The organism is Aeromonas sp. 6P (assembly GCF_051919525.1).
In the GTDB taxonomy this organism is placed as follows: domain Bacteria; phylum Pseudomonadota; class Gammaproteobacteria; order Enterobacterales; family Aeromonadaceae; genus Aeromonas; species Aeromonas veronii.
This window is the reverse complement of the sequence record NZ_JBQBEO010000002.1, coordinates 1,847,758-1,874,634: the sequence shown is the minus strand read 5'-3', so window position 1 is coordinate 1,874,634 and position 26,877 is coordinate 1,847,758. Positions and strand designations below refer to the sequence as shown.

Genomic DNA, 26,877 nt, shown 5'->3' with positions numbered 1-26,877 from the left:
TGAGCTCAAACAAGCTGCGACTAATGGATGTTATTGCACTGGCAGACCTGGCACTTTGTTTACTGAAGGGTTCGCTATGCATGAAAAACCAGTAGCGATACTCCTGAGCAAAATGATCACATGCCTGCAAGAGTGGCTCTCGGTAATCGCGTCTTATGCGCTCCGTTATGGCCTGCTGTTCATCCAGATACAGAGCTTTGAGGCCAAAGCAATGTTGTCGGACACACCAGTCGACAGCACACAATGCGGTTAACTGGTTGTATCGCCTAAACGGTCGGATTGAACTAATCAGATATAACAGTTCAGCCCCTCTGGCAAAGATACAGGGATAGGCCTCCTCCCTTATTTGATTTTGCTGGACCCGCATGATGGTCCAGTCCAGGATTTGCAACATACCCTGGGTGGTTATAGTGGGTTTTTGATCAATGGCACGACTGACGAAACGATGGATTTGCAGGACTGTTCTTGTTGAAATCATGGTTGCTTACTCACACAGTATTTAGCGCAAAGCACACTCGTGTAAGGAAGATTTAGAAGCCTTGAGTTAATGCTGGGGACGATTCTGTGGCGAGGTGAAGCAACTTACCCATGATACAGATTTGAAGAGGATGGCGGAGATCAGATCACCGCCCCCTTGGTTATTTCCCTTCAAGCTTCATCGATTTGCTCCTCTTCAACATACCTCCCTTTGCGGACGTTACCCAGCGCCCATTAATTGCTCAGCGATTGGATATCATTTTGAAAAACTGATACTTAAGTAGCTACACTAGCGATTATCAACATGCAGGGATGTGTAAAAAATGAGCTTGATTGGCTTGGTACTGGCGTTGATCGCCATCCTTGGCGGCAACATGATCGAGGGTGGTCATCCCAGCGCACTGCTCGATCTGCCCGCATTTCTTATCGTGATCGGCGGTACCATAGGTGCTGCGCTGACCCAGTTCCCCTTCTCCGTCGTCGGCAGCACCATGAAGCGTTTCAAATGGCTGCTCTCCCCCTCAAGCTCGACATGCATGAACAGGCCCAGTTACTGGAGACCCTGGCAGGCAACGCCCGCCGCAGCGGCATGCTGGCGCTGGAAGGGATGATCGACGAGATCAAGGATCCCTTCCTGAAGAAAGGGGTGCAGATGATGGTTGATGGTTACGAGAAAACCAAGATACACGAGGTGCTGGAGAACGAGATCGAATTTGAACAGGAAGATCTCGAACAGACGGTCAAATTCTATGAAGCCATGGGCGGCTACTGCCCGACCATGGGGATCGTCGGGGCGGTATTTGGCCTGATCCACGCCATGGGTCTGCTAGATGCCCCCGACAAGCTGGGCGGCGCCATCGCGGTGGCCTTTATCGCTACCATCTACGGGGTATCCGCCGCCAACCTGATCTTCTTGCCGTTCGGCAACCGCTACAAGGGGTTTGCCCACCAGATCCGCCACTACAAGGAGATGACCCTGACCGGCATTCTCTGCATCGTTGATGGCGAATCCCAAGCGCGCCTGCAAGTTACCCTCGAACCTTATCTGGGAGGTCACGGTGGCCAAAAAGAAAAAGGCTGAAGCACCGGAGAACCATGAACGCTGGCTGGTCTCCTATGCCGACTTCATGACCCTGCTGTTCGCCCTGTTTGTGGTGCTCTACTCCTTTGCCATGGCCAAGCAGTCCGAAACCCGGGTGCTTATCCAGGGCTTTATCGAGTCGCTGGGTAAAATCGGCCTCATCTCCCCGCCTGCTGGCTCACCCTTGATGCAGGGGGGAACAGGGATTCTCGAGCCGGAATCGAAGACCACGCCGAGCAGCCCGAAAGAAGAGACTGTACTGGAAAAAGATGCCCCCATGGCGGCATCGGACCCCTTCAACGAGACCATAGGTGCCTCGGAAAAACCGAGCGCCACCGAAGCCTGGCCCCACAAGACCCGGGAGCAGGAGTGGGTGCAGGTGACCAAGCAGAAGCTTGAGCAGCAACTCAAGGCCCAGATTGAATCGAAGGATCTCGAGGTCGAGCAACTCGGCAGTCAACTGGTGATCCGCATCGGCGAGAAGGCGCTGTTTCCCGCCGATTCGGCGTTCCTGCAGCCCCAGTTCATCCCGCTGGTCAACAAGATCGCCGGCATTTTGGCCAACATCCCGGGGCAGGTAGTGGTCACCGGTCATACCGACAACTCCCAAGCACCGGTGGAGCTCTATCGCAACAACTGGGAGCTCTCGGTGCTGCGGGCCTCTTCCATAGTGCAGACCATGCTGACCAACCCCCAGCTGGATGCCAGACGAGTCATCGCTCAGGGTGTTGCCGACACCCAACCCCGCTTTGCCAATGACACCCCCGAACATCGCCAGGCGAACCGCCGGGTCGATATCACCCTCTCCCAAGGCAAGGCCGCAGAAGAGTCGCTGCAACTGCTCAAGCCCTGATCCCCCCGCTCCCGCCTCGCGCGGGAGCCTCTTTTTAAAAACAAATAACTCAACAATATCAACACCATAAGATCTTAATGATAATGATTGCCATTTATTGTCAAGTGGTCAGGCCTCTGCAATAATGCCGCCCTTCAGGCTTAAATAAAAACAATTATCATTATGAACAAACTGCTTCAGGCATGGCCGGCACTCCTGTGTGCCTCCGCTGGCGCGGCCTATCTTCCCCCTGTGGAGAAGGCGCGCAGCGACGACACCATCATTGTCACCGGGCAACGGGTACAACAGAAACTCTCCGATGTTTCCGGCTCCATCACCGTCATCACCCAGGAAGAGCTGGACCGTCAGGTCGCCAGCGAGCTGACCCATGTGTTTCGCAAGATCCCCGGTGTCTCGGTCACCGGCTCTGCCGGGCGACCGCAAAACATCAGCGTGCGCGGCATCGGTGGCAACCGTATCCTGCTGATCAAGGATGGAGTGCGCGTCAGCGACGGCTTTGGCGCCGACAACATCAATGACAAGGTGGGTCGCTTCAACTTCGACCTTGATGACATCAAGCAGATTGAGGTGGCCAAGGGGGCCGGCTCCTCCCTGCATGGCTCCGATGCCATCGGCGGCACAGTGGTGATGAATACCAAGCAGCCGGAAGATTATCTGCAACAGCAAGATAGCTATCTGGCGGCCAAAACCCTCTACGGTGGCGACAGCAACAAGAAGAAGCTCAGCATGACCGGCGCGGTGCGGGCACTGGAGAGCGAACATCTGTTGCGCCTCTCCGGCTGGCGTGGCAACGAAACCGCCAACTTTGAGGAGAACCGCATTCCGGCTGATTTGGATGGCATGAGTGCCTCCACCAGCAGCCGCCTCCCCCTCAATGCCCATCACGCTCTGCGGCTGGAGCTGGACTACTACGAGGATCACGCCAAACGCCAGATGGGGCCCAAAGCGGTGCCCCAACCCGATGGCAGCTGGGACGTGGTCGGTTTTCAGGAAGATGGCGATCAGCGCACCCAGGGCGGCAAGTTCAGCTGGGAAGCCAGCGATCTGGGCATGGTCGATACCCTCAACTGGAGCCTGTTTGGCAACCAGTCACGCAACGAAGCCAACCAGCGCCAGCTGCTGCGCAACGATGCCCTGAGCGGCTATCCCAGATATCGCAGCCAGCGCACCCTCTCCACGTTCGAGGAGCTGCGCCTTGGCAGTGAGCTGGAGTTGCAGAGCAAGCTGAGCACCGGCTCGCTGGATCACACCTTCAGCTACGGTGTGGAGCTGGAACAGGCCAACCACGAGCGGCCGGTCAGCAATCTGACCCTGGAAGATGGCATCACCACCCAGGGACAGAAAGCCCCCTTCAGCAAGGCCGAAACCCGCCGCGATGGCATCTGGCTGAGCGATGTGATCGATCTGGGCAACTGGCAGTTTACCCCGACCCTGCGCTTTGACCGCCAGCGCCTGCGCGCACCGGACAGTAATCTGGCCGAGAACCACAGCGACCACATCTCCCCCAGTGTGGCGGCCAGTTACCGCTTCAACGAAACATGGCGCAGCTGGCTCAGCTATGCCAACGGCTTCCGCGCCCCCGCTTACGATCAGGTTTACGGCAACATTCCTCACTACTTTGCCATGCCGCCGTTCGAGATCATTGCCAACCCCAACCTCAAGGAGGAGACCAGCCACAGCCTGGAGTGGGGAGTGAATGGCCAAAGCGACAACTGGAGCGTCAAACCGGCCGTTTTCTACAACCGCTACTACAACTTCATCGACTGGCGCCAGACCGGTTTTCGCCTCGATGACGGTGTCTTCCTGCGCCAATATCGCAACGTTGCCAAAGCAGAAACCTGGGGCGCCGAGCTGGCCGCCAGCCTCTGGCTGAGCGACGAGTGGGAGCTTTCGACCAATCTGGCCTGGATGGATGGCAAGGATCACCGCGGTGAGCCGCTGCGCACGCAGACACCGCTGGAAGGCAACACCACCCTGCGCTGGCAACAGCTCGACTGGGGGGTTGAGCTCAGTGGCAACTATGCCGCCGCCATGACCAAGGTGCCACAGTGCGCCAATGCGCAGACTGGCTACAACGGTGCCTGCCAGAGCAGCGCAGGCTGGTTCAGTCTGGATCTCACCGGCGACTGGCAGATCACCGAGGCGCTCAAGGTCAATGCCACCATCGGCAACCTGCTCGATACCCGCTACGTCCGCTATCAGGATGTGGCCGGACTTCCGGCTGGCAGCGATACCTCCCTCTACAGCCAGAGCGGCCACTACCTGTCAGCCAGCCTCAGTTACCGTTTCGTGGGGATGTGATGAAACATCATGCAATCATGGCGGCCCTGTTGGCCGTCCCGTTGGCGTGGGCGCAAGAGGCCCTGCCACCCCCGATCCCGTCCCAGCCACACCTGATTTCAGGCAATCCCGTACGCCAGGATCCCTACTTCTGGTTGCGGGACGAGAGCCGCAGCAACCCGGCCATTCTCGCCCTGCTCAAGCAGCAAAATCGCTGGAGCGAGCAGCAACTCGCCGCGCAGCAGCCGCTGGAGGCAACCTTGCGCGCCGAGTTTGCCCGTCATCCGGCGGGGGAATCTGTGCCAGAGAACTGGCTTGTCCGCGGCGATCAGGCATGGCTGCTGCGCCCGGATGGCTCACTCTGGCAACGCTACGGGGGCAAGGTGCAGCAACGGCTTCCCGCCAGAGCGGGTGAGGGCTATTACGAAGCGGGCGGCTGGGCCCTGAGCCCGGATAACCGCACGCTGGCCATCGCCGAAGACAGGCGCGGCGATCTCGACTATCAGGTCACCCTGCTCGATCTCCAGAGCGGCAAGGTGCTGTCCAGTTTGGCGCAGCGCAGCGCTGATCTCGCCTGGTCACAAGATGGTCGCACCCTCTACACTATCGTCAACGAGCGCTACACCCTGCGCCCCTGGCAGCTGCGCGGCTGGCAGGATGGCCAGGAGCAGACTCTCTATGAGGAGCAGGATCCCGCCTGGCTGCTCAGCCTCTATCGCACCACGGATGGCCAGCATCTGGTGTTGCAGGGCAACAACCACGACAGCTCGGAGCAGTACCTGCTCGACTCGGGCAAGCCGCAGCAGATCAAACCCCGCCAGCGCGGGGTGGAATACTATCTGGACAGCCAATCCGGCTGGGTGATCAAGAGCAACCGGGAGGGCGCATTTGCCCTCTATTCAGCCAACACGCCGCTCGATGAGTGGCAGCGTCTGTGGCCCGCCAAAGGGGAAGATCTCGGCGATCCCGACAAGTGGCGGCTGTTTGATCGCCATCTGGTGGTGCAGTTTCGCCAGCAGGGGGAGGATTGGCTCGCACTGCTCGACCGCAACGGCCATGAACGCCAGCGCCTGCCGCTGGCCAGTGGCGCCGGTACCGGCTGGCTGCAAGGAGAACATGACCCGGCCAGCGACCGTATTCTGGTGCGCAGTCAGGGCTTGAGCCAGCCCCCCGGCCAGCGCTGGCTGGATTTGAACAGCGGCCAGTGGATCAACGACCAGCACACCGGTGACGACAAGGGATTGCCCTATCAGAGCGAGCGGCGCTGGGTCACCTCCGACGATGGCACCCGGGTGCCTGTCTCGCTGGTATGGCGCAAGGATCTGGCCCCTCGCGCCGTACTGCTCTACGGCTATGGCGCCTATGGCACGCCGATGCGCCCCTACTACCAGAAAGAGCTGTTAAGCCTGCTGGATCGGGGCTTTGTCTACGCCATCGCCCATGTGCGCGGCGGCGGCATGCTGGGGGAGCAGTGGACCCGCGACGGACGGGGCATCCACAAGCAGAACGGCATCAGCGACTTTATCGCAGCCGGTCACGCCCTGCGCCACTGGTCGCCCGACTCTGCTCCCCTGCCCCTGTTTGCCATGGGGGGCAGCGCGGGGGGCACGCTGGTTGCTGCGGCCCTCAACCAGCAACCGACACTCTTTAGCGGCGCCGTGTTGCAGGTTCCCTTCGTCGATATGCTCGGCACCATGAGCGATCCTGCCCTCCCCTTGACCCGTCAGGAGTATCAGGAGTGGGGCAATCCGGCCAAGCCCGCAGAGTATCAGGCGATGCGCCGCATCAGCCCCTACGACAACCTGCACCGCGCCCCCTACCCGCCCCTGCTGGTCACTACCGCCCTGCACGACAGCCAGGTGCCCTACTGGGAGCCGGTCAAGTGGCTGGCCCGCCTGCGGGAGCACAGCACGGGCTCCGGCCCCTACCTGCTGCTGACCGAACTGGAGGGAGGCCACCGCGCCGGTGGTGGCGATCGGGCTCGTGAATTTGCCTTCTTGTTGCATCTGGCGGGGATCAATCAATGACCCTGCCGCTGATTGGGAGTACCACTATGAAACCCCTGTTGCCCGCCCTCTTGCTGGGGCTGGCTGGCTTTGCCACCGAGGCCGCCGAACTGCGTTTTGTCGAACAGGACGCCCCGGCCGATCCCCGCCTCTGGCTCGAACAGCAGCTCGGCATCACCCTGAGTGATGCCCCGGCCTATCAGCGCCAAGGCAAGCTGGGCCACTATCTGCATTATCGTCAGCAGCTCAATGGCGCACCGATCGCCGGCCTGATGGCCGCCGTCAGTCTCGATGAGCAGGGTCGCCCGTGGCGCCTTTATCACAATACCCGACTGATGCAGGCACAGGCGACGCCATGTGATGAAGCAAGCCGCGCCGGGGTGGATGCCTATACCGCCACGCTGGATGGTACAGTGTGGCAATTCGCCGGCAGTGACGAAGCCCAGCCGTGGTACTGGCAGGATGGCGACACACTGACTGCGGCCTGGCGCCTGCTGGCGGTGGAAAGCCAGCCGGGCAACAGCAAAAGCAGCCACTGGCAACTGTTTGTCACCTGCGATGGCAACGCCCTGCTGGGGCGCACGCTGCAAGAGGCCAACAGCCGTGCCGAAGCGGCACCGCTGGCAGGGGAAACGGCCACGGTGCAGGCCCGCATCTTTGCCCTCGACCCACGCACTCAGCTGCAAGATGGCAATTTGCTGTGGCGCCACGATCTGGTGCTGGACAACGGGGCCTATCGCACCGTGCCGCTCACGGTACAAAAGGTGGATGACACCTACCAGCTGAGTGGCCCTCGCGCCCGGGTTGTGGATGGTACGGCGCCGGAAACTGCCCCCTTTAGCAGCCCTGATGCCGATGGCTTCCAGCTGGATCACCAGCAGCCCGCCTTCCTCGATATCAATGGCTACTACCATCTGGATCTGGCCCAGCGCCATGTGGAATCCCTGGGCTACCCAACACTGATGGGCGGCCCCCTGGCCATCGATACCGATGCCGGGGAGCAGGACAACTCTCTCTATGACCCCTTCCTGCGCCGGTTGGAGATTGGCCGGATAGGGGTGCCCGACGCGGAAGATCCCATGGTGATCTGGCACGAATTTGGCCATGCGGTGCAGCACCATATCCTGCCCGACATGGGAGACGAGGGTGACTGGGGCGCCATCGGCGAGGGCTTTAGCGACTATCTGGCCGCCAGCTGGCGCCAGCGTAGTCCAGAGGCTCGCCAGTTCGAGCCTTTCATGGTCTTCAACTGGGATGCCAGGATCAGCGGCCGGACGCCCCGTCAGCTCGATGATCTGCGGGCGCGCTATCATCCAGGCTTCCTCTATCCGGCTCACCTCACCATCAACGGCAGCAACGGCGACCAGCTGTGGGGCACCCCGCTCTTCACCGCGCTGCGCCAGGCTGTTGAACAGTATGGCGAGGTAGCCCGTGACGAGTTCGATACCCTGCTGATTGAATCCCACTTCGGCCTCGGCCCGCAGGTGCGGATGCCCCAGTTGGCGCGGGTCACCGTGGATACCGCCAACCGCCTCTATCCGGATCGCAGTTATGGCAAGCTGCTGGAGCAGGCCTTCCGCCACCACGCCCTGCTGCCCACGCCCATCGCGGCCCGCCTTGCCGATGACAGCTACCTGTTGCCCGGGGAGAAAAAGAGCCTCGCCATCGAATTGACCAACCAGAGCGGCCGCCCCCTGACCGTGGCTGACGCCAGCCTGCTCCCGACCAAGGGGCTCATGGGTGATGGTCACTGGCAAGGAGAGCTCAACGCCGATGGCACCGCCCGCTGGACCCTGCCGCTGGAAGCGGCGAGCAACCTGACCTGTGGCGAGGCAGTCACCTTGCCGCTGCAGTTCCAGCTCACCCTGCCCAGCCCCACCGAGCGCCAGACCCGTCTTGACCTGCAACTGCCGATCGGTGAACCGCTCTGGCAGCGGGCCATCGGCCAGGGTGGCCAGATCAAGGATGCGGTGAGCGATGAACGGCACGGCCTGTCCCGCTTCACTCTCACCCTGCCCGAGAGCAAGGCCCGTATCGACAGCGGATTCGTGGTCGCCCTCGATCTGGAGCACAGCAAACTGGAGCAGCTGGAGATCTGGCTCACCTCCCCTTACGGCACCCGGATCAGCCTGTGGAACAAGGGTTACGCCAGCCATACCCGGCTCAAGGGGGAGTTCCCCCGTGAACTGGTACCGTTCGAATCACTCGATAAGCTGCACGGTGAACCGCTTGCTGGCCGCTGGCTGCTGGAGATCAACGACACCAGCGCCGGTGACACCGGTCAGTTGCGCAACTGGCGGGTAGCCCAGCAAGTCGGCGCCCGCTGCGACAAGGATGAAGCCCTGCCCAACACCGGCATCATTCCCCTTGAGCAGGATGAAGGGGGTGGCGGCACGACTTCCCCCCTGCTGCTGTTGCTGGCCCTCTGGCCCCGCCTCTGGCACCGGAGCACCCCGCGCCGTTGAATCCTGTACCACGGGGGTTACCGCCCCCGTGAACCTGTGACCGAATCAAGGAATGTGAAGTGAAACCATCCGTACTGGTTATTGCAACCCTCTCAGCCCTGCTCAGCGCCTGTGGCGGCGGGGAAGATAACGCACCACTGGCGATCCCGGACTACCGGGTCGATGTCGCCCTGCCAACCGCCGGTACCCTGTGCGCCGATCTGGATCAGAACTGGCAATGTGATCCTGCCGACCCTGCCGTCAGCGGCGAAGGAGTTGTGGCCCTGGTCAGCCGTTCGGCCAACATCGTCAACTCGCCCCTGCTGTTCGTACCGAGGAGCGGAGGCCTGCTGCTGGCACATCCGGCCGCCAAAGGGGATCCACAACGGCTACAACCGACCCTGCTCAGCACCCTGTGGCAGAGCCGCGTTGCCGAAGGGGTGGCCGCCGATCGCGCACTGACGCAGCTGCTGACCGATCTCGCGCCGCTGCAACCGGGCAGCGACCGCGCAGCCCTCGCAGGTCTAGGACAGTTTGATCAGGCGCTACAGCAGGTGGCGATCAGCTTGCAGCAACAGGCCCGCACACGCCTTGCCACCGCCAAGGAGACCCAGTTGCTCACCACCAGCTATCGCGCCATCAGCCTGATGCTGGCGCAATTGGCTCAGGAGTGGCAGCGCAACGGCCAGTTTGCCGAAGAGACCCAAAGCGAGCTACTGACCCTGCTGGTGCAGCAGCAGCCACGCAACCTGCTGACCGTCACCGGTGTCACCACCTTCAGCGATGGCAACGACCCGCTGCTGGAGCAGGAGCCCGACGACTATCCGGGACAAGATGCCAGCTGGAATCGCACTCGTCCCCAACTTACCTATCGCAAACTCGATGATCGCGGTCAGGCGCTCCCTGACAACGCGCCGAGTTGGCAGTGCGTCAAGGATCTCAATACCGGTCTGGTGTGGGAGGTCAAATCAGACGATCCCTTGAGCCCGGCCTGGAAAAGCAGACCCTTTGCCTATGAGGATGAGCAGTTCAAGGCGACCGCAGGCGAGCAGCAAGCGGCCTACCAGCATATTCATAAGAGGATCGAACAGCTCACCGCCGAAGGAGATCTGGCGGCCCTAGCCCGGGCACAGGCGCTGACCACCATGCTGACCACCCGCGCGTATCAGCAGTGGCTCAATGGCGAGCAACGCTGCGGCATCAGCCAGTGGCGGCTGCCCACCATGGGTGAGCTGATGTCACTGATGCACTACGGCAGCCTGGCCAAGGACCCGCTGGGTCAACGCATCATCGTGGATACCCGTTACTTCCCGGATATCGCCCCCTCGGAAGATGACACCTACCATGGCTACTACTGGAGCGCCACCAGCAACACAGCTCAGCGCTTCTCCGGTGGCCCCATCAGCAAACGCACAGTCCTGCTCCTGGGAGAAGATGCGGGCACCACCTATCCCGCGCTGGTGCAGCAAGATACCTATATCGAGCTGATGCAGGTACGACTGGTCGCTACTCCCCAATAATCCGAGGAATATCATGAGCCTTTATCGCTTTTCGTTCGCCATGATGGCACTGCTGGCCCCCCTGGCCCACGGTGCTGCCATTTGTGATGACACCATGGATCGCACCGCCCCCTCTGCCCGTTTTCTTGACCATGGCAACGGCACCGTCACGGATCAACACACCGGCCTCACCTGGATGCGATGCAAACTGGGGCAGACATGGAGTGGCAGCAGTTGCCTGGGGGAACCGACCGTTTACTACTGGCAGCAGGGGCTGCAAGTGGCGGAGCGGATCCGCAGTGACAGCAGTCATGCTCTCTATCACTTCGGCGGTATCAGCCAGTGGCGTCTGCCCGACATCAAGGAGCTGGCGACCCTGGTCGAGCATGCCTGCTACAAGCCCTCTCTCAATGAAGCCATTTTCCCGCGTGCCATGGCGGGGGGCGGTAAAGAGGTCAATGAGGGCTATGTCTATCTGATGAGCAGCACGGTAACCTCCGCCAATGGTCAGCGGGCGTATCTGGATATCACCTCGGGAGATATCGGTCTTCGCGCCATTGGCGCCTACCCGGATCAGGTCTTGCTGGTCGCCAATAAACCCTGACCGCCCCACGCTCGAAACCGGAACGCGATGACAGGAGAGGCTTGAAAGCCTCTCTTTTTATTGCTCTTGCCACCCCCTATCTCACCCGCCATCACGCTCTTCTCCCGCCAGTGCCCCCTGCCCGCGATACCGACCTGATCCGGCTTCGCCCGCGGCATTTACCCCTTTCAGGTGATGACGAGGAGCAGCTCTCTGCGCTTTCCAGGCCTTTCTCGCCCGCCATAACCAACAAAAAAGTGCGCTTCTTAACAAAATTTAATTACCGGTTAACCGATTAATAATTAACCCGTAAAAATGACATGTAAATCAGTGCGAAAGTGTCATAATGCGTAACATTATTGTTAAGTCGCTTGATTAATTTGGTTAGGAAAAACCTCTATGTTTGCTGATATTTCTGCTCAACATTGGGCTTTTGCCATTTATGTCATCGGTGCCATCACCATCTGTCTGGTGATGATAGGCCTCGCTGCCCTGCTGGGAGGTCGTGCCTACGGCCGCACCAAGAACAAGCCATTTGAATCTGGTGTCGACTCGGTCGGCAGTGCCCGCCTGCGTTTTTCCGCCAAGTTCTATCTGGTCGCCATGTTCTTCGTCATCTTCGACGTCGAGGCGCTCTACCTGTTTGCCTGGTCTGTTTCCGTGCGGGAGAGCGGCTGGGTCGGCTTTATTGAAGCCACCATTTTCATCGGACTGCTGCTTATCGGCCTGATCTACCTCTGGCGCATCGGCGCACTGGACTGGTCACCGCGCAAACCGCAGTTGAACAACAAAAACAGTGATTGAACCACAGACCCTTTCCTTGAGGTTGCACCATGAAGTACACCCTGACCCGGATTGACCCGGATGCACCCGTTGAGCGCTACCCCCAGGAGCAGCGCCAGACCGTCGATGACCCACTGGCGCAAGAAGCGACGCGCGGCATCATGATGGGCCGCCTCGAGGAGGTGCTGCAAGACACTGTCAACTGGGGCCGCAAAAACTCCCTCTGGCCTTACAACTTCGGCATCTCCTGCTGCTACGTGGAGATGTGTACCGCCTTCACCTCCCCCCACGATGTGGCCCGCTTCGGCGCCGAAGTTATCCGAGCCTCGCCCCGTCAGGCCGACTTCATGGTGATTGCAGGGACCCCCTTCATCAAGATGGCGCCAGTCATCCAGCGCCTGTATGAACAGCTGCTCGAACCCAAGTGGGTGATCTCCATGGGGGCCTGCGCCAACTCCGGCGGCATGTATGACATCTATTCCGTGGTGCAGGGGGTGGACAAGTTCCTGCCGGTCGACGTCTACATTCCGGGTTGCCCGCCCCGTCCCGAAGCCTTTTTACAAGCCCTAATGCTGCTGCAGGACTCCATCGGCAAAGAACGCCGCCCCCTCTCCTGGGTGGTGGGCGATCAGGGGATCTACCGTCCCCAGATGCAGGCCGAAAAAGAGCGCAAGCGCGGCGAACGGATCAATGTGACCAACCTGCGCACGCCGGATGAGATCTGACCATGAAACTGACTCGTGATTTTCCCAGCAATTACGCCATGGCCCAGTGGCAGCCCAGCGACCACAAGGATGCCAAAGTCATTGGCGAACTGTTTGCCCACTTCGGGGCCGAGCACTTCACCGTGCAGACCACGCGCACCGGCGTGCCGGTGGTCTGGCTTCCCCGCGAACTGCTGCAGGATGTGATGGGCTTTTTGCGCAAGGTGCCCTCCCCGTTCGTGATGCTCTTCGATCTGAGTGCGACTGACGAGCGGCTGCGCAGCCATCGCGACGGTCTGCCCCAGAGCGATTTCACCGTCTTCTATCACCTCATCTCCATCGACCGTAACGCCGATGTGATGTTGAAAGTGGCGCTGGCCGAAAGTGACCTGCATCTGCCCACCATCACCAACCACTTCCCCAATGCCAATTGGTACGAGCGGGAAGTGTGGGATCTGATGGGCATCACCTTCGATGGCCATCCCCATCTGACCCGCATCATGATGCCCAAGAGCTGGCAGGGTCACCCGCTGCGCAAGGATTACCCGGCGCGCGCCACCGAATTCGATCCCTTCATGCTCGATGCCGCCAAACAGGACATGGAGCAGGAGAACCTGCTGTTCAAACCGGAAGAGTGGGGCCTAGCCCGCGGCAACGAGAACGAGGACTACATGTTCTTGAACCTCGGCCCCAACCACCCCTCTGCCCACGGCGCCTTCCGGTTGGTGTTGCAGCTCGATGGCGAGGAGATCCGTAACTGTGTGCCCGATATCGGCTACCACCATCGCGGTGCCGAAAAGATGGGCGAGCGCCAGTCCTGGCACAGCTACATTCCCTATACCGACCGGGTCGAGTATCTGGGCGGGGTGATGAACAACCTCCCCTACGTGCTGGCGGTCGAGAAGCTGGCCGGCATCAAGGTGCCCCAGCGGGTCGACATGATCCGGGTGATGATGGCGGAGCTGTTCCGCATCCAGAGCCACCTCTTGTTCCTCGGTACCTATATCCAGGACGTGGGGGCCATGACCCCGGTCTTCTTCACCTTCACCGATCGGCAGAAGATCTACACCATCATCGAAGCGATCACCGGTGCCCGCATGCACCCGGCCTGGTTCCGCATCGGCGGTGTGGCCCACGACCTGCCGAAGGGATGGCAACGGCTGGTGCAGGACAACCTGCTGAGCTGGCTGCCCAAGCGGCTGATGGATTACGAAAAAGCGGCGATGCGCAACAGCATACTGCGGGGTCGAACCATAGGCGTCTCTGCCTACACCACCGAGCAGGCGTTGTCCTGGGGCACCACGGGTGCCGGATTGCGCGCCACCGGCCTCAACTTCGACATACGCAAGTGGCGCCCCTACTCCGGTTACGATCAGTTCGACTTTGAAGTGCCGGTCGGCAGCAATGGCGATGCCTACGACAGAGCCACCGTGCGGATCGAGGAGATCCGCCAGAGCATGTCGATCATCGAGCAGTGCATGAAGAACATGCCGGAGGGCCCCTTCAAGGCAGATCACCCCCTCACCACCCCGCCGCCCAAAGAGCGCACCCTGCAGCACATCGAGACCCTGATCAACCACTTCCTGCAAGTGTCTTGGGGCCCGGTGATGCCCGCTGCCGAGTCGTTCCAGATGATTGAGGCGACCAAGGGGGTCAACAGTTACTACCTGACCAGTGACGGCTCCACCATGAGCTACCGGACCCGGATCCGCACCCCGAGCTTTGCTCACCTGCAGCAGATCCCCTCGGTGATTAAGGGCAGCATGGTGTCGGACCTCATCGTCTATCTGGGCAGTATCGATTTTGTTATGTCGGATGTGGACCGTTAAGTGATCCGCCCTCCCGGCCATGGCCGGGAATTGGGATCGCCGGACGAGCAGTAAAAGGACAAGCCACCAAAGGTCAAGTCATGAGCCAGCAATGTCAGTGTCACAATAATCAGACCCCACAGGGGCAAGGGGCATGCAGCAGCAAACAGGACGACTTCGTTCTGAGCCAGGCTGAACGCGATGCCATCGAACGCGAGAAACACCACTACGAAGATCCCCGCGCCGCCAGCATCGAAGCGCTCAAGATCGTGCAACAGGCCAGAGGCTGGGTTCCCGACGGCGCCATTCATGCCATCGCGTCCGAGCTCGGCATTCCCGCCAGCGACGTGGAGGGGGTTGCCACCTTCTATAGCCAGATCTTCCGCCAGCCGGTAGGGCGTCACATCATCCGCGTCTGCGACAGCATGGTCTGCTACATCAATGGCCATGAAGATCTGCTGGCCGGTCTCAAGGAGGTGATGAACCTCGGCCCCGGTCAAACCACCCCGGATGGCCGCTTCACCCTGCTGCCGGTCTGCTGCCTTGGCAACTGCGACAAGGGGCCTGCGATCATGATCGATGACGACACCTATGGCGGCCTCGATCCGGTGACCTTGCTGAAAACGCTGGAGGCTTACCCATGAGCCTGCCGCAAAACAAAATCCTCGCCTCTCTTGGCACCGCCAATCGCACCCCGCGTGCCCCCGAGACCCATCCGCTGACCTGGCGGCTGCGGGATGACGGCCAGCCGGTGTGGCTGGAGGAGTATCAGGCCAAACAGGGCTATGACGCCGCCCGCAAGGCGCTCGGCCAGATGAGCCCGGACGAGATCGTCAGCACCGTCAAGGATGCCGGTCTCAAGGGACGCGGCGGTGCGGGCTTCCCCACTGGTGTGAAGTGGGGGCTGATGCCCAAAGACGAGAGCATGAACATCCGTTACCTGCTCTGCAACGCCGACGAGATGGAGCCCAACACCTGGAAAGATCGCCTGCTGATGGAGCAACTGCCCCATCTGCTGATCGAGGGAATGATCATCTCGGCCCGTGCGCTCAAGGCCTATCGCGGCTACATCTTCCTGCGTGGCGAGTATGTGGATGCCGCCATCCACCTGCGCCGGGCGGTGGAAGAGGCCAAGGCCGCCGGTCTGCTGGGCAAAAACATCTTGGGCTCGGGTTTTGATTTCGAGCTGTTCGTCCACACCGGTGCCGGTCGCTACATCTGTGGTGAAGAGACGGCGCTGATCAACTCGCTGGAAGGGCGCCGCGCCAACCCGCGCGCCAAGCCCCCCTTCCCCGCCGTCTCCGGCGTCTGGGGCAAACCCACCTGCGTCAACAACGTCGAAACCCTCTGCAACGTCCCCGCCATCATCGGCAACGGGGTCGCCTGGTATCACGGGCTGGCGCTGCCGGGCTCGGAAGATCACGGCACCAAGCTGATGGGCTTCTCCGGCAAGGTGAACAACCCCGGGGTCTGGGAGCTGCCCTTTGGCATCACCGCCCGCGAGCTGTTTGAAAATTACGCCGGCGGCATGAAGAGCGGCTATCGCCTGAAAGCCTGGCAACCGGGCGGCGCGGGCACCGGCTTCCTGCTGCCGGAGCACCTCGATGCCCAGATGTATACCGCCGGTATCGGCAAGGTAGGTACCCGGATGGGGACTGGCCTCGCCATGGCGGTGGATGACTCCATCAGCATGGTCTCCCTGCTGCGCAACATGGAGGAGTTCTTCGCCCGCGAGTCGTGTGGCTGGTGCACGCCCTGCCGCGACGGCCTGCCCTGGAGCGTCAAGCTGCTGCGGGCACTGGAGCGTGGCGAAGGGCAATCCGGCGATCTGGCGACCCTGGAGCAACTCTGCGGTTTCCTTGGCCCGGGCAAGACCTTCTGCGCCCACGCACCGGGCGCCGTCGAGCCGCTGGCCAGCGCCATCAAATATTTCCGCTCCGAATTTGAGGCCGGGATCAAAGGCAGCGGTGATAACCGCAAGCCGGTCAAAGGGATCCAGCCCAATCTGCTGGGCGAGCGCTGGTAACGACACCACAGATTTCACAAAACAGGTTTCAGGGAAGTTGTATGGCAACCATTTATGTAGACGGCAAAGAGTACGAGGTAGACGGGGCAGATAACCTGCTGCAAGCCTGTCTGTCGCTGGGTCTGGACGTCCCCTACTTCTGCTGGCACCCGGCGCTGGGTAGCGTTGGCGCCTGCCGCCAGTGTGCGGTGAAACAGTATCAAAATGCCGATGACAAACGCGGCCGTCTGGTCATGTCCTGCATGACCCCGGCCACCGATGGCAGCTACATCGCCATCGAGGATGAAGAGGCTAAAGAATTTCGCAAGAGCGTGGTGGAGTGGTTGATGACCAACCACCCCCACGACTGCCCGGTGTGTGAAGAGGGCGGCGCCTGCCACCTGCAGGATATGACGGTGATGACAGGCCACAACAGCCGTCGCTACCGTTTCACCAAACGCACCCACCAGAATCAGGAGCTGGGCCCCTTCATCGGTCACGAGATGAACCGCTGTATCGCCTGCTACCGCTGCGTCCGTTACTACAAGGATTATGCCGGTGGCGAGGATCTCGGGGTCTACGGTGCCCACGACAACGTCTATTTCGGGCGGGTCGAGGATGGCACCCTGGAGAGTGAATTTTCCGGCAACCTGGTGGAGGTCTGCCCCACCGGCGTCTTCACCGACAAGACCCACTCCAAACGTTACAACCGCAAGTGGGACATGCAATTTGCCCCCAGCATCTGCCAACAATGCTCCGTGGGCTGCAACATCAGTCCGGGCGAGCGTTATGGCGAGCTGCGCCGCATCGAAAACCGCTTCCACGGCAGCGTCAACCACTACTTCCTCTGTGACCGTGGCCGCTTTGGCTATGGCTACGTCAATCTGGCCGACCGCCCGCGCCAACCGCTGCTCAAAGATGGCAACGACCAGCTGACCATCACAGTCGATGGTGCCCTCAACCGCACCGCCGATGCCCTGCGCACGGCCCGCGGCCTCATCGGCATCGGCTCGCCCCGCGCCTCGCTGGAGAGCAACTTTGCCCTGCGCGAGCTGGTGGGTGAAGACAACTTCTACGCAGGCGTCGAGCAGGCCGAATGGGCCTGTCAGCTGAAGATGCTGCAGATCCTGCAACAGGGCGGCGTGCCGACTCCGAGCCTGCGGGACATGGAAGAGACTGACGCCATTCTGCTGCTCGGCGAAGATGTCACCATGAGCGCAGCCCGTATCGCGTTGGCGCTGCGCCAAGCCGTCAAGGGCAAGGCTCGCGAGCTGGCCCGCAAGATGAAGGTCGATCTGTGGCAAGTCGCCGCCGTTCAGACCCTGGGTCAGAACGAGCGCTACCCGCTGCTCATCACCAGCCTCGACACCACCCGTCTGGACGATGTGGCGGCCGACAAGCTGCATGCCCCCTATGCCGATCAGGCGCGCCTTGGCTTTGCCATCGCCAACCTGCTCGACCCGAGTGCACCGGCCGTGGCCGACCTCTGCCCCGAGCAGCAGGCACAAGCGACTCGCTGGGCCGAGCTGCTCGGCAACGCCAAGAAGCCGCTCATCATTGCAGGCTCCAGTGCCCGTGACGTGGCGCTGATCGAGGCGGCCAGCAACATTGCCCGCGCCCTGAAAGGTCGAGCTCAGGAGGTAAGCATCGCGCTGGTTGGCCAGGAGGCCAACTCGCTGGGGCTGGCCATGCTGGGCGCTCAAACCTTGTCAGACAAGTCGCTCGAAGCCGCCCTTGCGCGTATCGAGTCCGAAGAGGGGTTGGCACTGGTCACCCTGGAGAACGATCTCTACCGCCGCGCGCCGCGCAACCGGGTGGATGCTGCACTGGCACGGCTGCAGCACCTGCTGGTCATCGACCATCAGGCAACCCCGACCGCCAACAAGGCTGATCTGGTGCTGCCAGCGGCCAGTTTTGCCGAGGCCGATGGCACGCTGGTGAACATGGAAGGGCGCGCCCAGCGCTTCTTCCAGGTCTATGCACCCGCCTTTTACAACGCCGATATTCAGGTGCGTGAAGGGTGGCGCTGGCTGGCGGCGCTGCAAGGGGCGATCGAACGCAAGCCGCTGCGCTGGCAGAACTTCGACCAGGTCAACCATGACTGCGCCACCAGCAATCCGCTGCTGGCTACCATGCTGGAAGCGGCGCCCAATGCAGGCTTGCGGATCCGTGGCATGCGACTGGCCCGTGAGCCGCATCGTTACAGCGGTCGCACCTCCATGCTGGCGGATCAGAACGTCAGCGAGCCGCGGGTAGCGCAAGATCCCGACTCCCCCTTCAACTTCTCCATGGAAGGGTATGCCGGAGCCCGTCAGCCGCTGCCGCAAGTACCGTTCGCCTGGGCGCCGGGCTGGAACTCTCCCTCCGCCTGGAACAAGTTCCAGGATGAAGTGGGTGGTAAACTGCGTGCTGGCGATCCGGGTCGCCGTCTGCTGGAAGCAACAGACCCGCAGGCAGAAGGCAAGGCGCTGCTCGGCTGGTTCACCACCATCCCCGCCCCCTTCAAGGCCGCAGAGGCGCTGCAAGTGGTCAATTATGCCCAGCTGTTTGGCGGCGAGGAGCTGTCGGCCCGCAGCCCGGTCATTCAGGCCCGGATGAACGAACCCGAGCTGGTGCTCAATCCCCTTGATGCGCAGCGTCTGGCCCTCCACGGGGGCAGTCAGGTCTCCTTCTCCTGGGGCGGGAGCCACTGGCAACTGCGTCTGCGGCTTAGCGAGCAGCTGAGCGCCGGTCTGGTGGGGCTCCCCCTTGGGGTGAACGGCCTGCCGACGGCCCTGCAACAAGCCTCAATCACTAACCTGCAGGAGGTGATCGCATGAGCGAGTCGCTGATCGATCTGTTGCTGGAGGTGGGCAAGGCACTGATCGTGCTGGTGGGGATCGTGGGGGCTGGCGCCTTCATGAGCTTCATCGAGCGCCGTCTGCTGGCCCTGTGGCAGGATCGCTACGGCCCCAACCGGGTGGGGCCGTTTGGTCTGCTCCAGCTGGCCGCCGACATGATCAAGATGTTCTTCAAGGAGGACTGGATCCCGCCGTTCGCTGATCGACGGATCTTTATCCTGGCCCCCATCATCGCCTTCACTGCCTTTATTCTGGCGTTTGCGGTGGTGCCCATCACCCCCACCTGGGGCGTGGCGGATCTCAATGTGGGGCTGCTCTACATCCTGGCCATCGCGGGGCTGGCGGTCTATGCGGTGCTGTTCGCCGGCTGGTCGAGCAACAACAAATACTCATTGCTCGGCAGCTTGCGCGCCTCGGCCCAGACCCTCTCCTACGAGGTGTTTCTCGGGCTATCCCTGATGGGGATTGTGATCCAGACCGGCAGCTTCAACCTACGGGATATCGTCGAGGCACAGGCAGACTTGTGGAACGTGGTGCCCCAGATCCTGGGCTTTGTCACCTTCTTGTTTGCCGGTGTCGCCGTCACCCACCGTCACCCGTTCGATCAACCAGAAGCCGAGCAGGAGCTCGCCGATGGCTATCACATCGAGTATGCGGGGATGAAGTGGGGTCTCTTCTTCGTGGGCGAATATATCGGCATCGTGCTGATCTCCTCGCTCATCGTGACCCTCTTCTTCGGTGGCTGGCACGGCCCCTGGCTGCCCCCCTTCATCTGGTTTGCCCTGAAGACCGCCTGTTTCATGGTGTTCTTCATCCTGCTGCGGGCCTCCCTGCCTCGCCCGCGCTTTGACCAGGTGATGTCGTTTGGCTGGAAAGTCTGCTTGCCGCTGACCCTGATCAATATGCTGGTCACCGCGGCAGTTGTACTGATAAGTACGCAGTGAGGCACTCAATATGAAAATTGTTAGCATTATTCAGGGTGTCGGCACCCAGTTACGCAGTCTGGCCATGGTCTTCTCCCATGCCTGGCGGCCCCGTGAAACCCTCAACTATCCGGAGCAGGCAGTCTATGCGGCCCCCCGCTACCGCGGTCGCATCGTGCTGACCCGCGACCCCGACGGGGACGAGCGTTGCGTGGCCTGCAACCTCTGCGCAGTTGCCTGCCCGGTCGGCTGCATCTCGCTGCAAAAATCTGAGCGGGATGATGGCCGCTGGTATCCGGAGTTCTTTCGCATCAACTTCTCTCGCTGCATCTTCTGCGGCCTGTGTGAAGAGGCTTGCCCCACCACCGCCATCCAGCTGACACCGGATTTCGAGATGGGTGAGTATCGCCGCCAGGATCTGGTGTACGAGAAGGAAGATCTGCTGATCAGCGGGCCCGGCAAATACCCGGACTACAACTTCTATCGCATGAGCGGGATGGCCATCGACGGCAAGCCGAAAGGGGATGCCGAAAACGAAGCCAAGCCCATCGATGTCAAGAGCCTGCTGCCCTGAGGAGTCAATCATGGAACTGGCATTTTATGCCTCGGCCCTGGTGGCCATTTACAGCACGCTGCGGGTGATCAGCACCAGCAATCCCATGCATGCGCTGCTCAATCTCATCATCTCCCTCATCGCCGTGGCCATGATCTTCTTCTGCCTGGGTGCCGCCTTTGCGGGCGCCCTGCAGGTGATCGTCTACGCCGGCGCCATCATGGTGCTGTTCGTGTTCGTGGTGATGATGCTGAACCTGGGGAGTGCCCAGGCACAGGAGAAAAAGTGGCTCACCCCCATGACCTGGGGGGGCCCAGCCCTGCTCTCGCTGATCCTGCTGGGCTTTCTGGCCCACGGCATTCTCGGGGTGACCGGGGGCCTGATCGGAGTGACCGAGGTGACCGCCAAGCAGGTGGGTGTCGAGCTCTTTGGCCCCTATGTGCTGGCGGTGGAGCTTGCCTCCATCCTGCTGCTGGCGGGTCTGGTAACCGCCTATCACCTGGGTCGGGAAGAGAAGAGCGGTGAAGTGCTCTCCGTCCCGCGCTCTGCACAAGAAGGAGGTCAGCAATGAATGGAATCCCTATGGAGCACGGCCTCCTGCTGGCCGCGGTGCTCTTCTGCATCGGCTTGTGCGGTCTGCTGATCCGCCGCAACCTGCTCTACATCCTGATGAGTATCGAGATCATGATGAATGCCTCGGCACTGGCGTTTGTGGTGGCGGGTAGCCGCTGGGCCCAGGCCGATGGCCAGATCATGTATATCCTGGTGATTTCTCTGGCGGCAGCGGAGGCCAGTATCGGCCTTGCCCTGTTACTGCTGCTCTATCGTCGTTACCACACCCTAAACGTGGACACTGTGAGCGAGATGCGCGGATGAGCCTCTTATATCTGACTTTTCTATTTCCGCTGCTGGGATGGCTGGTGTTGGCCTTCTCCCTCGGCCGGTTTGGTGAGCGTACCTCGGCGCTGATCGGGGTGGGATCCATTGGCCTGTCGGCCCTCACTACCCTGTGGGTCGGCATCGACTTTCTGGGCAACCCGCCTGAGGGTGGCGTCTATATCCAGCGCCTGTGGCAATGGATGGCGGTAGGCAACTTTACCCCGAGCTTCTCGCTGGCACTGGATGGCCTGTCGCTGACCATGCTGGGGGTGGTGACCGGGGTGGGTTTCTTTATCCACCTGTTCGCCTCCTGGTATATGCGCGGAGAAGAGGGTTACTCCCGCTTCTTTACCTACACCAACCTCTTTATCGCCAGCATGCTGTTTCTGGTGCTGGCCGATGACCTGCTGTTTGTCTACCTCGGCTGGGAAGGGGTGGGGCTGTGCAGCTATCTGCTGATCGGCTTCTACTACAAGGATCGCAAGAACGGAGCGGCCGCCCTCAAGGCATTTGTCGTGACCCGGGTGGGTGATGTCTTCCTCGCCATCGGCCTGTTTATCCTCTATCGGGAACTGGGCACCCTCAATATCCACGAGCTGCTGGTTCGTGCCCCGACCCTGTTTGCCGAGGGCTCCCCTGCCCTGTCACTGGCCTGTCTGATGCTCTTGGGCGGCGCGGTCGGTAAATCGGCACAGTTGCCGCTGCAAACCTGGCTGGCGGATGCGATGGCAGGCCCGACCCCGGTCTCCGCGTTGATCCACGCCGCCACCATGGTGACCGCCGGTGTCTACCTGATTGCTCGTACCCACGGCCTGTTCCTGCTGGCGCCGGAGATCCTCCATCTGGTCGGGCTGGTTGGCGCCATCACGCTGGTGCTGGCAGGTTTTGCGGCGCTGGTTCAGACCGACATCAAGCGGATCCTCGCCTACTCCACCATGAGCCAGATTGGTTACATGTTCCTGGCACTCGGTGTCGGCGCATGGGAAGGGGCCATCTTCCACCTGATGACCCACGCCTTCTTCAAGGCGCTGCTGTTCCTCTCCGCCGGTGCCGTTATCGTCGCCTGCCACCACGAGCAGAACATCTTCAAAATGGGTGGCCTGCGCAAGAGCCTGCCGCTGGTCTATGCCTGCTTCCTGGTGGGTGGCTCGGCGCTGGCGGCGTTGCCGCTGGTCACCTCCGGTTTCTACAGTAAGGACGCCATCCTGTGGCAAGTAGAAGCCTCTGGCCAAAGCGCGCTGCTGTGGGCAGGTCTGGTAGGGGCATTCCTCACGTCGCTTTATACCTTCCGGCTGATCTTTATCGCCTTCCATGGCCAAGAGCAGACCAAAGCCCATGCGGGCCATGGTCTGGCTCACCACCTGCCGCTCTTGGTGTTGCTGGTGCTCTCTACCGGCATCGGGGCGCTGATCACCCCGCCGCTGGCTGGGGTACTGCCCGCAGGCCCGGGGGATCACATCGAAGAGGGTCGCCATGCACTGGAGGTAGCCTCCGGCATCATTGCCATCGCAGGCATTGCGCTGGCCGCGTTTCTGTTCCTTGGTGAGCGCCGTCTGGCCACCTCCATTGCCAACAGCGCGCCAGGCCGGCTGCTCAGCACCCTCTGGTTCAACGCCTGGGGCTTTGACTGGCTCTATGACCAGCTGTGGGTCAAACCCTATCTGCTGGCGACCCGTCTGGTCGGGCAGGATCCGCTGGACTGGATGATGGGCCTACCCGCCTGGCTTGCCCTGCGTGGCAACCAGCTGCTGGCCTGGACCGTGACCGGCAAGTTGCGCTGGTATGCCGCCTCCATGGGGATCGGCGCCGTGCTGGTGCTGGCGCTGTTGCTGCTGGGATAACGCGATGAACAACACGAAGATCGTACAGCCGGGCTGTTTGCTCTCCCTGATGGAACAGGGAGCGCAATCTCATATGAACTTGAACGAGAGCTGATACCGTGACCTTACTCTGGATCTTGCTAATTCCTTTTATCGGCGGCTTGCTCTGCTGGCAGATGGAGCGTCTCGGCGGGCAGTTTGTCCGCTGGGTAGCCCTGCTCTCCATGAGCGCCAGCCTGCTGCTCTCCTGTGCCATCTGGCTAAGTGGAGACTTCTCCCTTGCCACCACGGGTCTCGACAGCGCGGGCGTCTCTGGTGCTGCCTCCGCCTGGGCCGCCGAGTGGCGCCTGCCTTGGATCCCGCGCTTTGGCATCTCTTTGCATCTGGCGGTGGATGGCTTGTCACTGTTGATGGTGATCCTCACCTGCTTTATCGGGGTACTGGCCATTCTCTGTTCGTGGAAAGAGATCGTGCAGCGCATCGGCTTCTTCCACCTCAACCTGCTCTGGATCCTGGGCGGCGTGCTCGGGGTCTTTATGGCGCTGGACCTGTTCCTCTTCTTCTTCTTCTGGGAGATGATGCTGGTCCCCATGTACTTCCTGATTGCGCTCTGGGGCCATTCGGTCACTGACGGCAAATCACGGATCAACGCAGCAACCAAGTTCTTCATCTACACCCAGGTAAGTGGCCTTATCATGCTGGTGGCCATCATCGGGCTGGTGCTGACCCACCAGCATGCCACCGGAGTCTTCACCTTCAACTATCTGGAGCTGCTCAATACCCCGATGAGCAAGGGCGTTCAGTGGCTGCTGATGCTGGGCTTCTTTATCGCCTTCGCGGTCAAGATGCCGCTGGTACCGCTGCACGGCTGGCTGCCGGATGCCCACAGTCAGGCGCCGACCGCAGGCTCGGTGGATTTGGCCGGTATTTTGCTCAAAACCGCCGCCTATGGTCTGCTGCGCTTTGCCTTGCCGCTCTTCCCCGAGGCGTCCGCCGAATTTGCTCCCTACGCCATGGTGCTGGGTCTTGTCGGCATCGTGTATGGCGCCATCGTGGCCTTTGCCCAGACCGACATCAAACGGCTGGTAGCCTACACCAGCATCTCCCACATGGGCTTTGTGATGATCGCTATCTACTCGGGGAGCGAGCTGGCCCTGCAGGGCGCCGTGGTGCAGATGATCGCCCACGGTCTCTCCGCAGCCGGCCTCTTTATCCTCTGCGGTCAGCTCTACGAGCGGTTACACACCCGGGATTTGCGCCAGATGGGCGGCCTGTGGGGACGCCTGCGCTATCTGCCCGGCGTGATGCTGTTCTTCTCGGTGGCGTCGCTCGGCATGCCGGGCACCGGCAACTTTGTCGGCGAGTTCCTGATCCTGGTCGGCAGCTTCCAGGTTGCCCCTGTCATCACGGCAGTCGCCACCTTCGGTCTGGTACTGGCCTCGGTCTACTCCCTCATCATGTTGCAGCGCGCCTGCTTTGGCCCCGCCAAGGATGAGAGCATGCTCAAGGGACTGGATCGCCGCGAGCTGACCATGATGATGGTGATCGCGGGCCTGCTGGTTCTGCTTGGCCTCTATCCCCAACCCGTGATTGACACCGCCAGCAGCAGCCTTATCAACGTGCTGCACTGGTATCTGCTGCCGACTGCTGGAGCCCTGCAATGACTTTCTCCGCTTCCCAACTGCTGGCACTGCTTCCCCTGCTGTTGACCACCGGGGCCATGGCGGCCCTGATGCTGGCCATCGCCTGGCGCCGCTGTGTCACCACCGCCTTTACCGTGACCATTGTTGGCCTCAACCTTGCTCTGTTCTCGCTGCCCATCGTGATGGCGCAAGGGGATCAGGGGGTCACCCCGCTGCTGCAAGTGGACAGTTACGCCGTCTTCTACATGGGACTGGTGCTCATCGGCGCCCTGGCCACCTGCACCTTCGGTCAATCGTGGCTGAAAGCCTACCCGGATAACCGGGAGGAGTTCTTCCTGCTGCTGCTGATCGCCACCGCTGGTGGTCTGGTGCTAGCCTGCTCCCGTCACCTCGCCTCTCTCTTTATCGGGATCGAGATGCTGACCCTGCCAATGTTCGGTCTGGTGGGTTACGCCTACCGCGAGCGCCACTCGCTGGAAGCCGCGGTGAAATACATGGTGCTCTCTGCCGCCGCCACCGCCTTCCTGTTGTTTGGCATGGCGCTGCTCTATGCGCAGGCAGGCAGCCTGAGCTTTGCAGCCCTGGGGCAGACCCTGGCCGAGAGCCCGGCTCACCATCCGCTGCTGATGGGCGGTTTGGGGTTAATGCTGGTCGGCTTTGCCTTTAAACTCTCCCTGGCCCCCTTCCACCTCTGGACCCCGGATGTCTACGAAGGTGCCCCGGCACCGGTCGCCACCTTCCTCGCCACCGTCAGCAAGGTGGCGGTCTTTGCCGTGCTGCTGCGCTTCTATCTGGCGGTACCGGCGGCGAGCGATCCCATGATCCACTGGCTGCTGGCAGCCATGGCGGTCATATCCATCCTGGTCGGCAACCTGCTGGCCCTGGTGCAGACCAACGTCAAACGGATGCTGGGTTACTCCTCCATCTCCCACTTCGGTTACCTGCTGGCGGTGATCGTGGCGAGCCGATTCGGCCAGATGCCGGTGGAAGCAGCCGGGGTCTACCTGCTGATGTATCTGTTCACCAGCCTGGGTGCCTTTGGGGTGGTGAGCATGATGTCGAGCCCCTATCGCGGCAAGGATGCCGACTCCCTGCACAGCTATCGTGGTCTGTTCTGGAAGCGCCCCTATCTGACTGCCGTACTGACGGTGATGATGTTGTCACTCGCGGGCATCCCGATGACCCTCGGCTTTATCGGCAAGTTCTACCTCATCGGCGTCACCGTCGAGGCGCAGCTCTGGTGGCTCTCCGGTGCCATCGTGCTCGGCAGCGCACTGGGTCTCTACTACTACCTCAAGGTGATGGTGACCCTCTATCTGCGCGAACCGGGTATGCAGCAGCGCGATGCCAGCGCCGACTGGGCTGGGCACTCTCCTCCGGTGGTTTGGTAGTGCTGCTCTCTGCAGCGCTGGTGGTGTTGCTCGGCCTCTACCCACAACCGGTCATCTCTCTGGTACAGAGTTTCCAGAACGTAGTTCTGCAATAATCCCCTTCTCCAAATCAAAACCGGCAGCCTTGGCTGCCGGTTTTTTTTATCCTCATCCTTTCCCCCGAACCCATTTGCAGAGCATGGATCAACTCTCTCCCTCATCAACATACGCTGCGACAAAGCCATTGGCTGACTGGCCACCTCGCTTGCCTAACCCACTCAGTTGCTCCATAAAAAAACCGGCCAATTGGCCGGTTTCTGTTTTTA

At 61.2% G+C, this 26,877-nt stretch carries 19 protein-coding genes and 2 pseudogenes; all 21 read left to right on the top strand.

Going from position 1 to position 26,877, the window contains the following annotated elements:
* Nucleotides 1–800 precede the first annotated feature (800 nt).
* The 21 genes and pseudogenes from ACTG2J_RS08830 (at nt 801) to nuoN (ending at nt 26,667) form a co-directional block, all read left to right on the top strand.
* Nucleotides 801–1,558: pseudogene (locus ACTG2J_RS08830) on the top strand (flagellar motor protein).
* A complete protein-coding gene (locus tag ACTG2J_RS08825) occupies nt 1,536–2,411 on the top strand; it encodes a flagellar motor protein MotB (RefSeq protein ID WP_005337213.1) in 876 nt (291 codons plus the stop codon). Before ACTG2J_RS08830 ends, ACTG2J_RS08825 begins: the two are co-directional and overlap by 23 nt.
* Nucleotides 2,412–2,573: 162 nt before the next feature.
* Complete coding sequence (locus ACTG2J_RS08820) at nt 2,574–4,712, top strand: TonB-dependent hemoglobin/transferrin/lactoferrin family receptor (protein WP_439997398.1); 2,139 nt, start codon at nt 2,574–2,576, stop codon at nt 4,710–4,712.
* Nucleotides 4,712–6,718: a prolyl oligopeptidase family serine peptidase gene (locus tag ACTG2J_RS08815; RefSeq protein ID WP_439988754.1), complete on the top strand. Its 2,007-nt coding sequence runs from the start codon at nt 4,712–4,714 to the stop codon at nt 6,716–6,718. Before ACTG2J_RS08820 ends, ACTG2J_RS08815 begins: the two co-directional genes overlap by 1 nt.
* Nucleotides 6,715–9,162, top strand: a complete 2,448-nt coding sequence (locus tag ACTG2J_RS08810; RefSeq protein ID WP_439988756.1) for a proprotein convertase P-domain-containing protein — start codon at nt 6,715–6,717, stop codon at nt 9,160–9,162. Before ACTG2J_RS08815 ends, ACTG2J_RS08810 begins: the two co-directional genes overlap by 4 nt.
* A gap of 59 nt (nt 9,163–9,221) precedes the next feature.
* Entirely contained in the window at nt 9,222–10,661 is a 1,440-nt protein-coding gene (locus tag ACTG2J_RS08805) for a DUF1566 domain-containing protein (RefSeq protein ID WP_439988758.1), read from the top strand.
* Between the two features lie 13 nt (nt 10,662–10,674).
* On the top strand, nt 10,675–11,244 hold the full coding sequence (locus tag ACTG2J_RS08800; RefSeq protein WP_113740624.1) for a DUF1566 domain-containing protein: 570 nt from the start codon (nt 10,675–10,677) through the stop codon (nt 11,242–11,244).
* 41 nt (nt 11,245–11,285) lie between these two features.
* Entirely contained in the window at nt 11,286–11,522 is a 237-nt protein-coding gene (locus ACTG2J_RS08795; protein ID WP_162628470.1) for a hypothetical protein, read from the top strand.
* A 100-nt stretch (nt 11,523–11,622) separates the two neighbouring features.
* Nucleotides 11,623–12,027, top strand: coding sequence for an NADH-quinone oxidoreductase subunit A (locus ACTG2J_RS08790; protein ID WP_005344919.1), 405 nt, complete (start codon nt 11,623–11,625; stop codon nt 12,025–12,027).
* A 29-nt stretch (nt 12,028–12,056) separates the two neighbouring features.
* Complete coding sequence (locus ACTG2J_RS08785; protein WP_005344917.1) at nt 12,057–12,731, top strand: NuoB/complex I 20 kDa subunit family protein; 675 nt, start codon at nt 12,057–12,059, stop codon at nt 12,729–12,731.
* 2 nt (nt 12,732–12,733) lie between these two features.
* Nucleotides 12,734–14,539 (top strand): NADH-quinone oxidoreductase subunit C/D, encoded by a 1,806-nt coding sequence (gene nuoC, locus ACTG2J_RS08780; RefSeq protein WP_005337234.1) that lies wholly within the window; start codon nt 12,734–12,736, stop codon nt 14,537–14,539.
* An 80-nt stretch (nt 14,540–14,619) separates the two neighbouring features.
* The gene (nuoE, locus tag ACTG2J_RS08775) at nt 14,620–15,162 is read left to right on the top strand and encodes an NADH-quinone oxidoreductase subunit NuoE (protein ID WP_439988759.1); all 543 of its coding nucleotides are present in this window, start codon (nt 14,620–14,622) and stop codon (nt 15,160–15,162) included.
* On the top strand, nt 15,159–16,544 hold the full coding sequence (gene nuoF, locus ACTG2J_RS08770; protein WP_201990233.1) for an NADH-quinone oxidoreductase subunit NuoF: 1,386 nt from the start codon (nt 15,159–15,161) through the stop codon (nt 16,542–16,544). The genes nuoE and nuoF overlap by 4 nt, the downstream gene beginning before the upstream one ends.
* A 41-nt stretch (nt 16,545–16,585) precedes the next feature.
* The gene (gene nuoG, locus ACTG2J_RS08765) at nt 16,586–19,342 is read left to right on the top strand and encodes an NADH-quinone oxidoreductase subunit NuoG (RefSeq protein WP_201990235.1); all 2,757 of its coding nucleotides are present in this window, start codon (nt 16,586–16,588) and stop codon (nt 19,340–19,342) included.
* Nucleotides 19,339–20,307, top strand: coding sequence for an NADH-quinone oxidoreductase subunit NuoH (gene nuoH, locus ACTG2J_RS08760; protein ID WP_005337244.1), 969 nt, complete (start codon nt 19,339–19,341; stop codon nt 20,305–20,307). Before nuoG ends, nuoH begins: the two co-directional genes overlap by 4 nt.
* A 10-nt stretch (nt 20,308–20,317) precedes the next feature.
* Complete coding sequence (gene nuoI, locus ACTG2J_RS08755; RefSeq protein WP_005351100.1) at nt 20,318–20,860, top strand: NADH-quinone oxidoreductase subunit NuoI; 543 nt, start codon at nt 20,318–20,320, stop codon at nt 20,858–20,860.
* 10 nt (nt 20,861–20,870) lie between these two features.
* On the top strand, nt 20,871–21,410 hold the full coding sequence (gene nuoJ, locus ACTG2J_RS08750; RefSeq protein ID WP_069555763.1) for an NADH-quinone oxidoreductase subunit J: 540 nt from the start codon (nt 20,871–20,873) through the stop codon (nt 21,408–21,410).
* Entirely contained in the window at nt 21,407–21,715 is a 309-nt protein-coding gene (nuoK, locus tag ACTG2J_RS08745) for an NADH-quinone oxidoreductase subunit NuoK (protein WP_005337247.1), read from the top strand. The genes nuoJ and nuoK overlap by 4 nt, the downstream gene beginning before the upstream one ends.
* The gene (nuoL, locus tag ACTG2J_RS08740) at nt 21,712–23,559 is read left to right on the top strand and encodes an NADH-quinone oxidoreductase subunit L (protein WP_439997397.1); all 1,848 of its coding nucleotides are present in this window, start codon (nt 21,712–21,714) and stop codon (nt 23,557–23,559) included. The genes nuoK and nuoL overlap by 4 nt, the downstream gene beginning before the upstream one ends.
* A 98-nt stretch (nt 23,560–23,657) precedes the next feature.
* Nucleotides 23,658–25,202 carry an NADH-quinone oxidoreductase subunit M gene (nuoM, locus tag ACTG2J_RS08735; RefSeq protein WP_136502287.1) on the top strand — a complete coding sequence of 515 codons (1,545 nt, stop codon included), beginning with the start codon at nt 23,658–23,660 and terminating at the stop codon, nt 25,200–25,202.
* Nucleotides 25,199–26,667 (top strand): annotated as a pseudogene (gene nuoN / locus ACTG2J_RS08730) (NADH-quinone oxidoreductase subunit NuoN). Before nuoM ends, nuoN begins: the two are co-directional and overlap by 4 nt.
* Nucleotides 26,668–26,877: the final 210 nt, after the last annotated feature.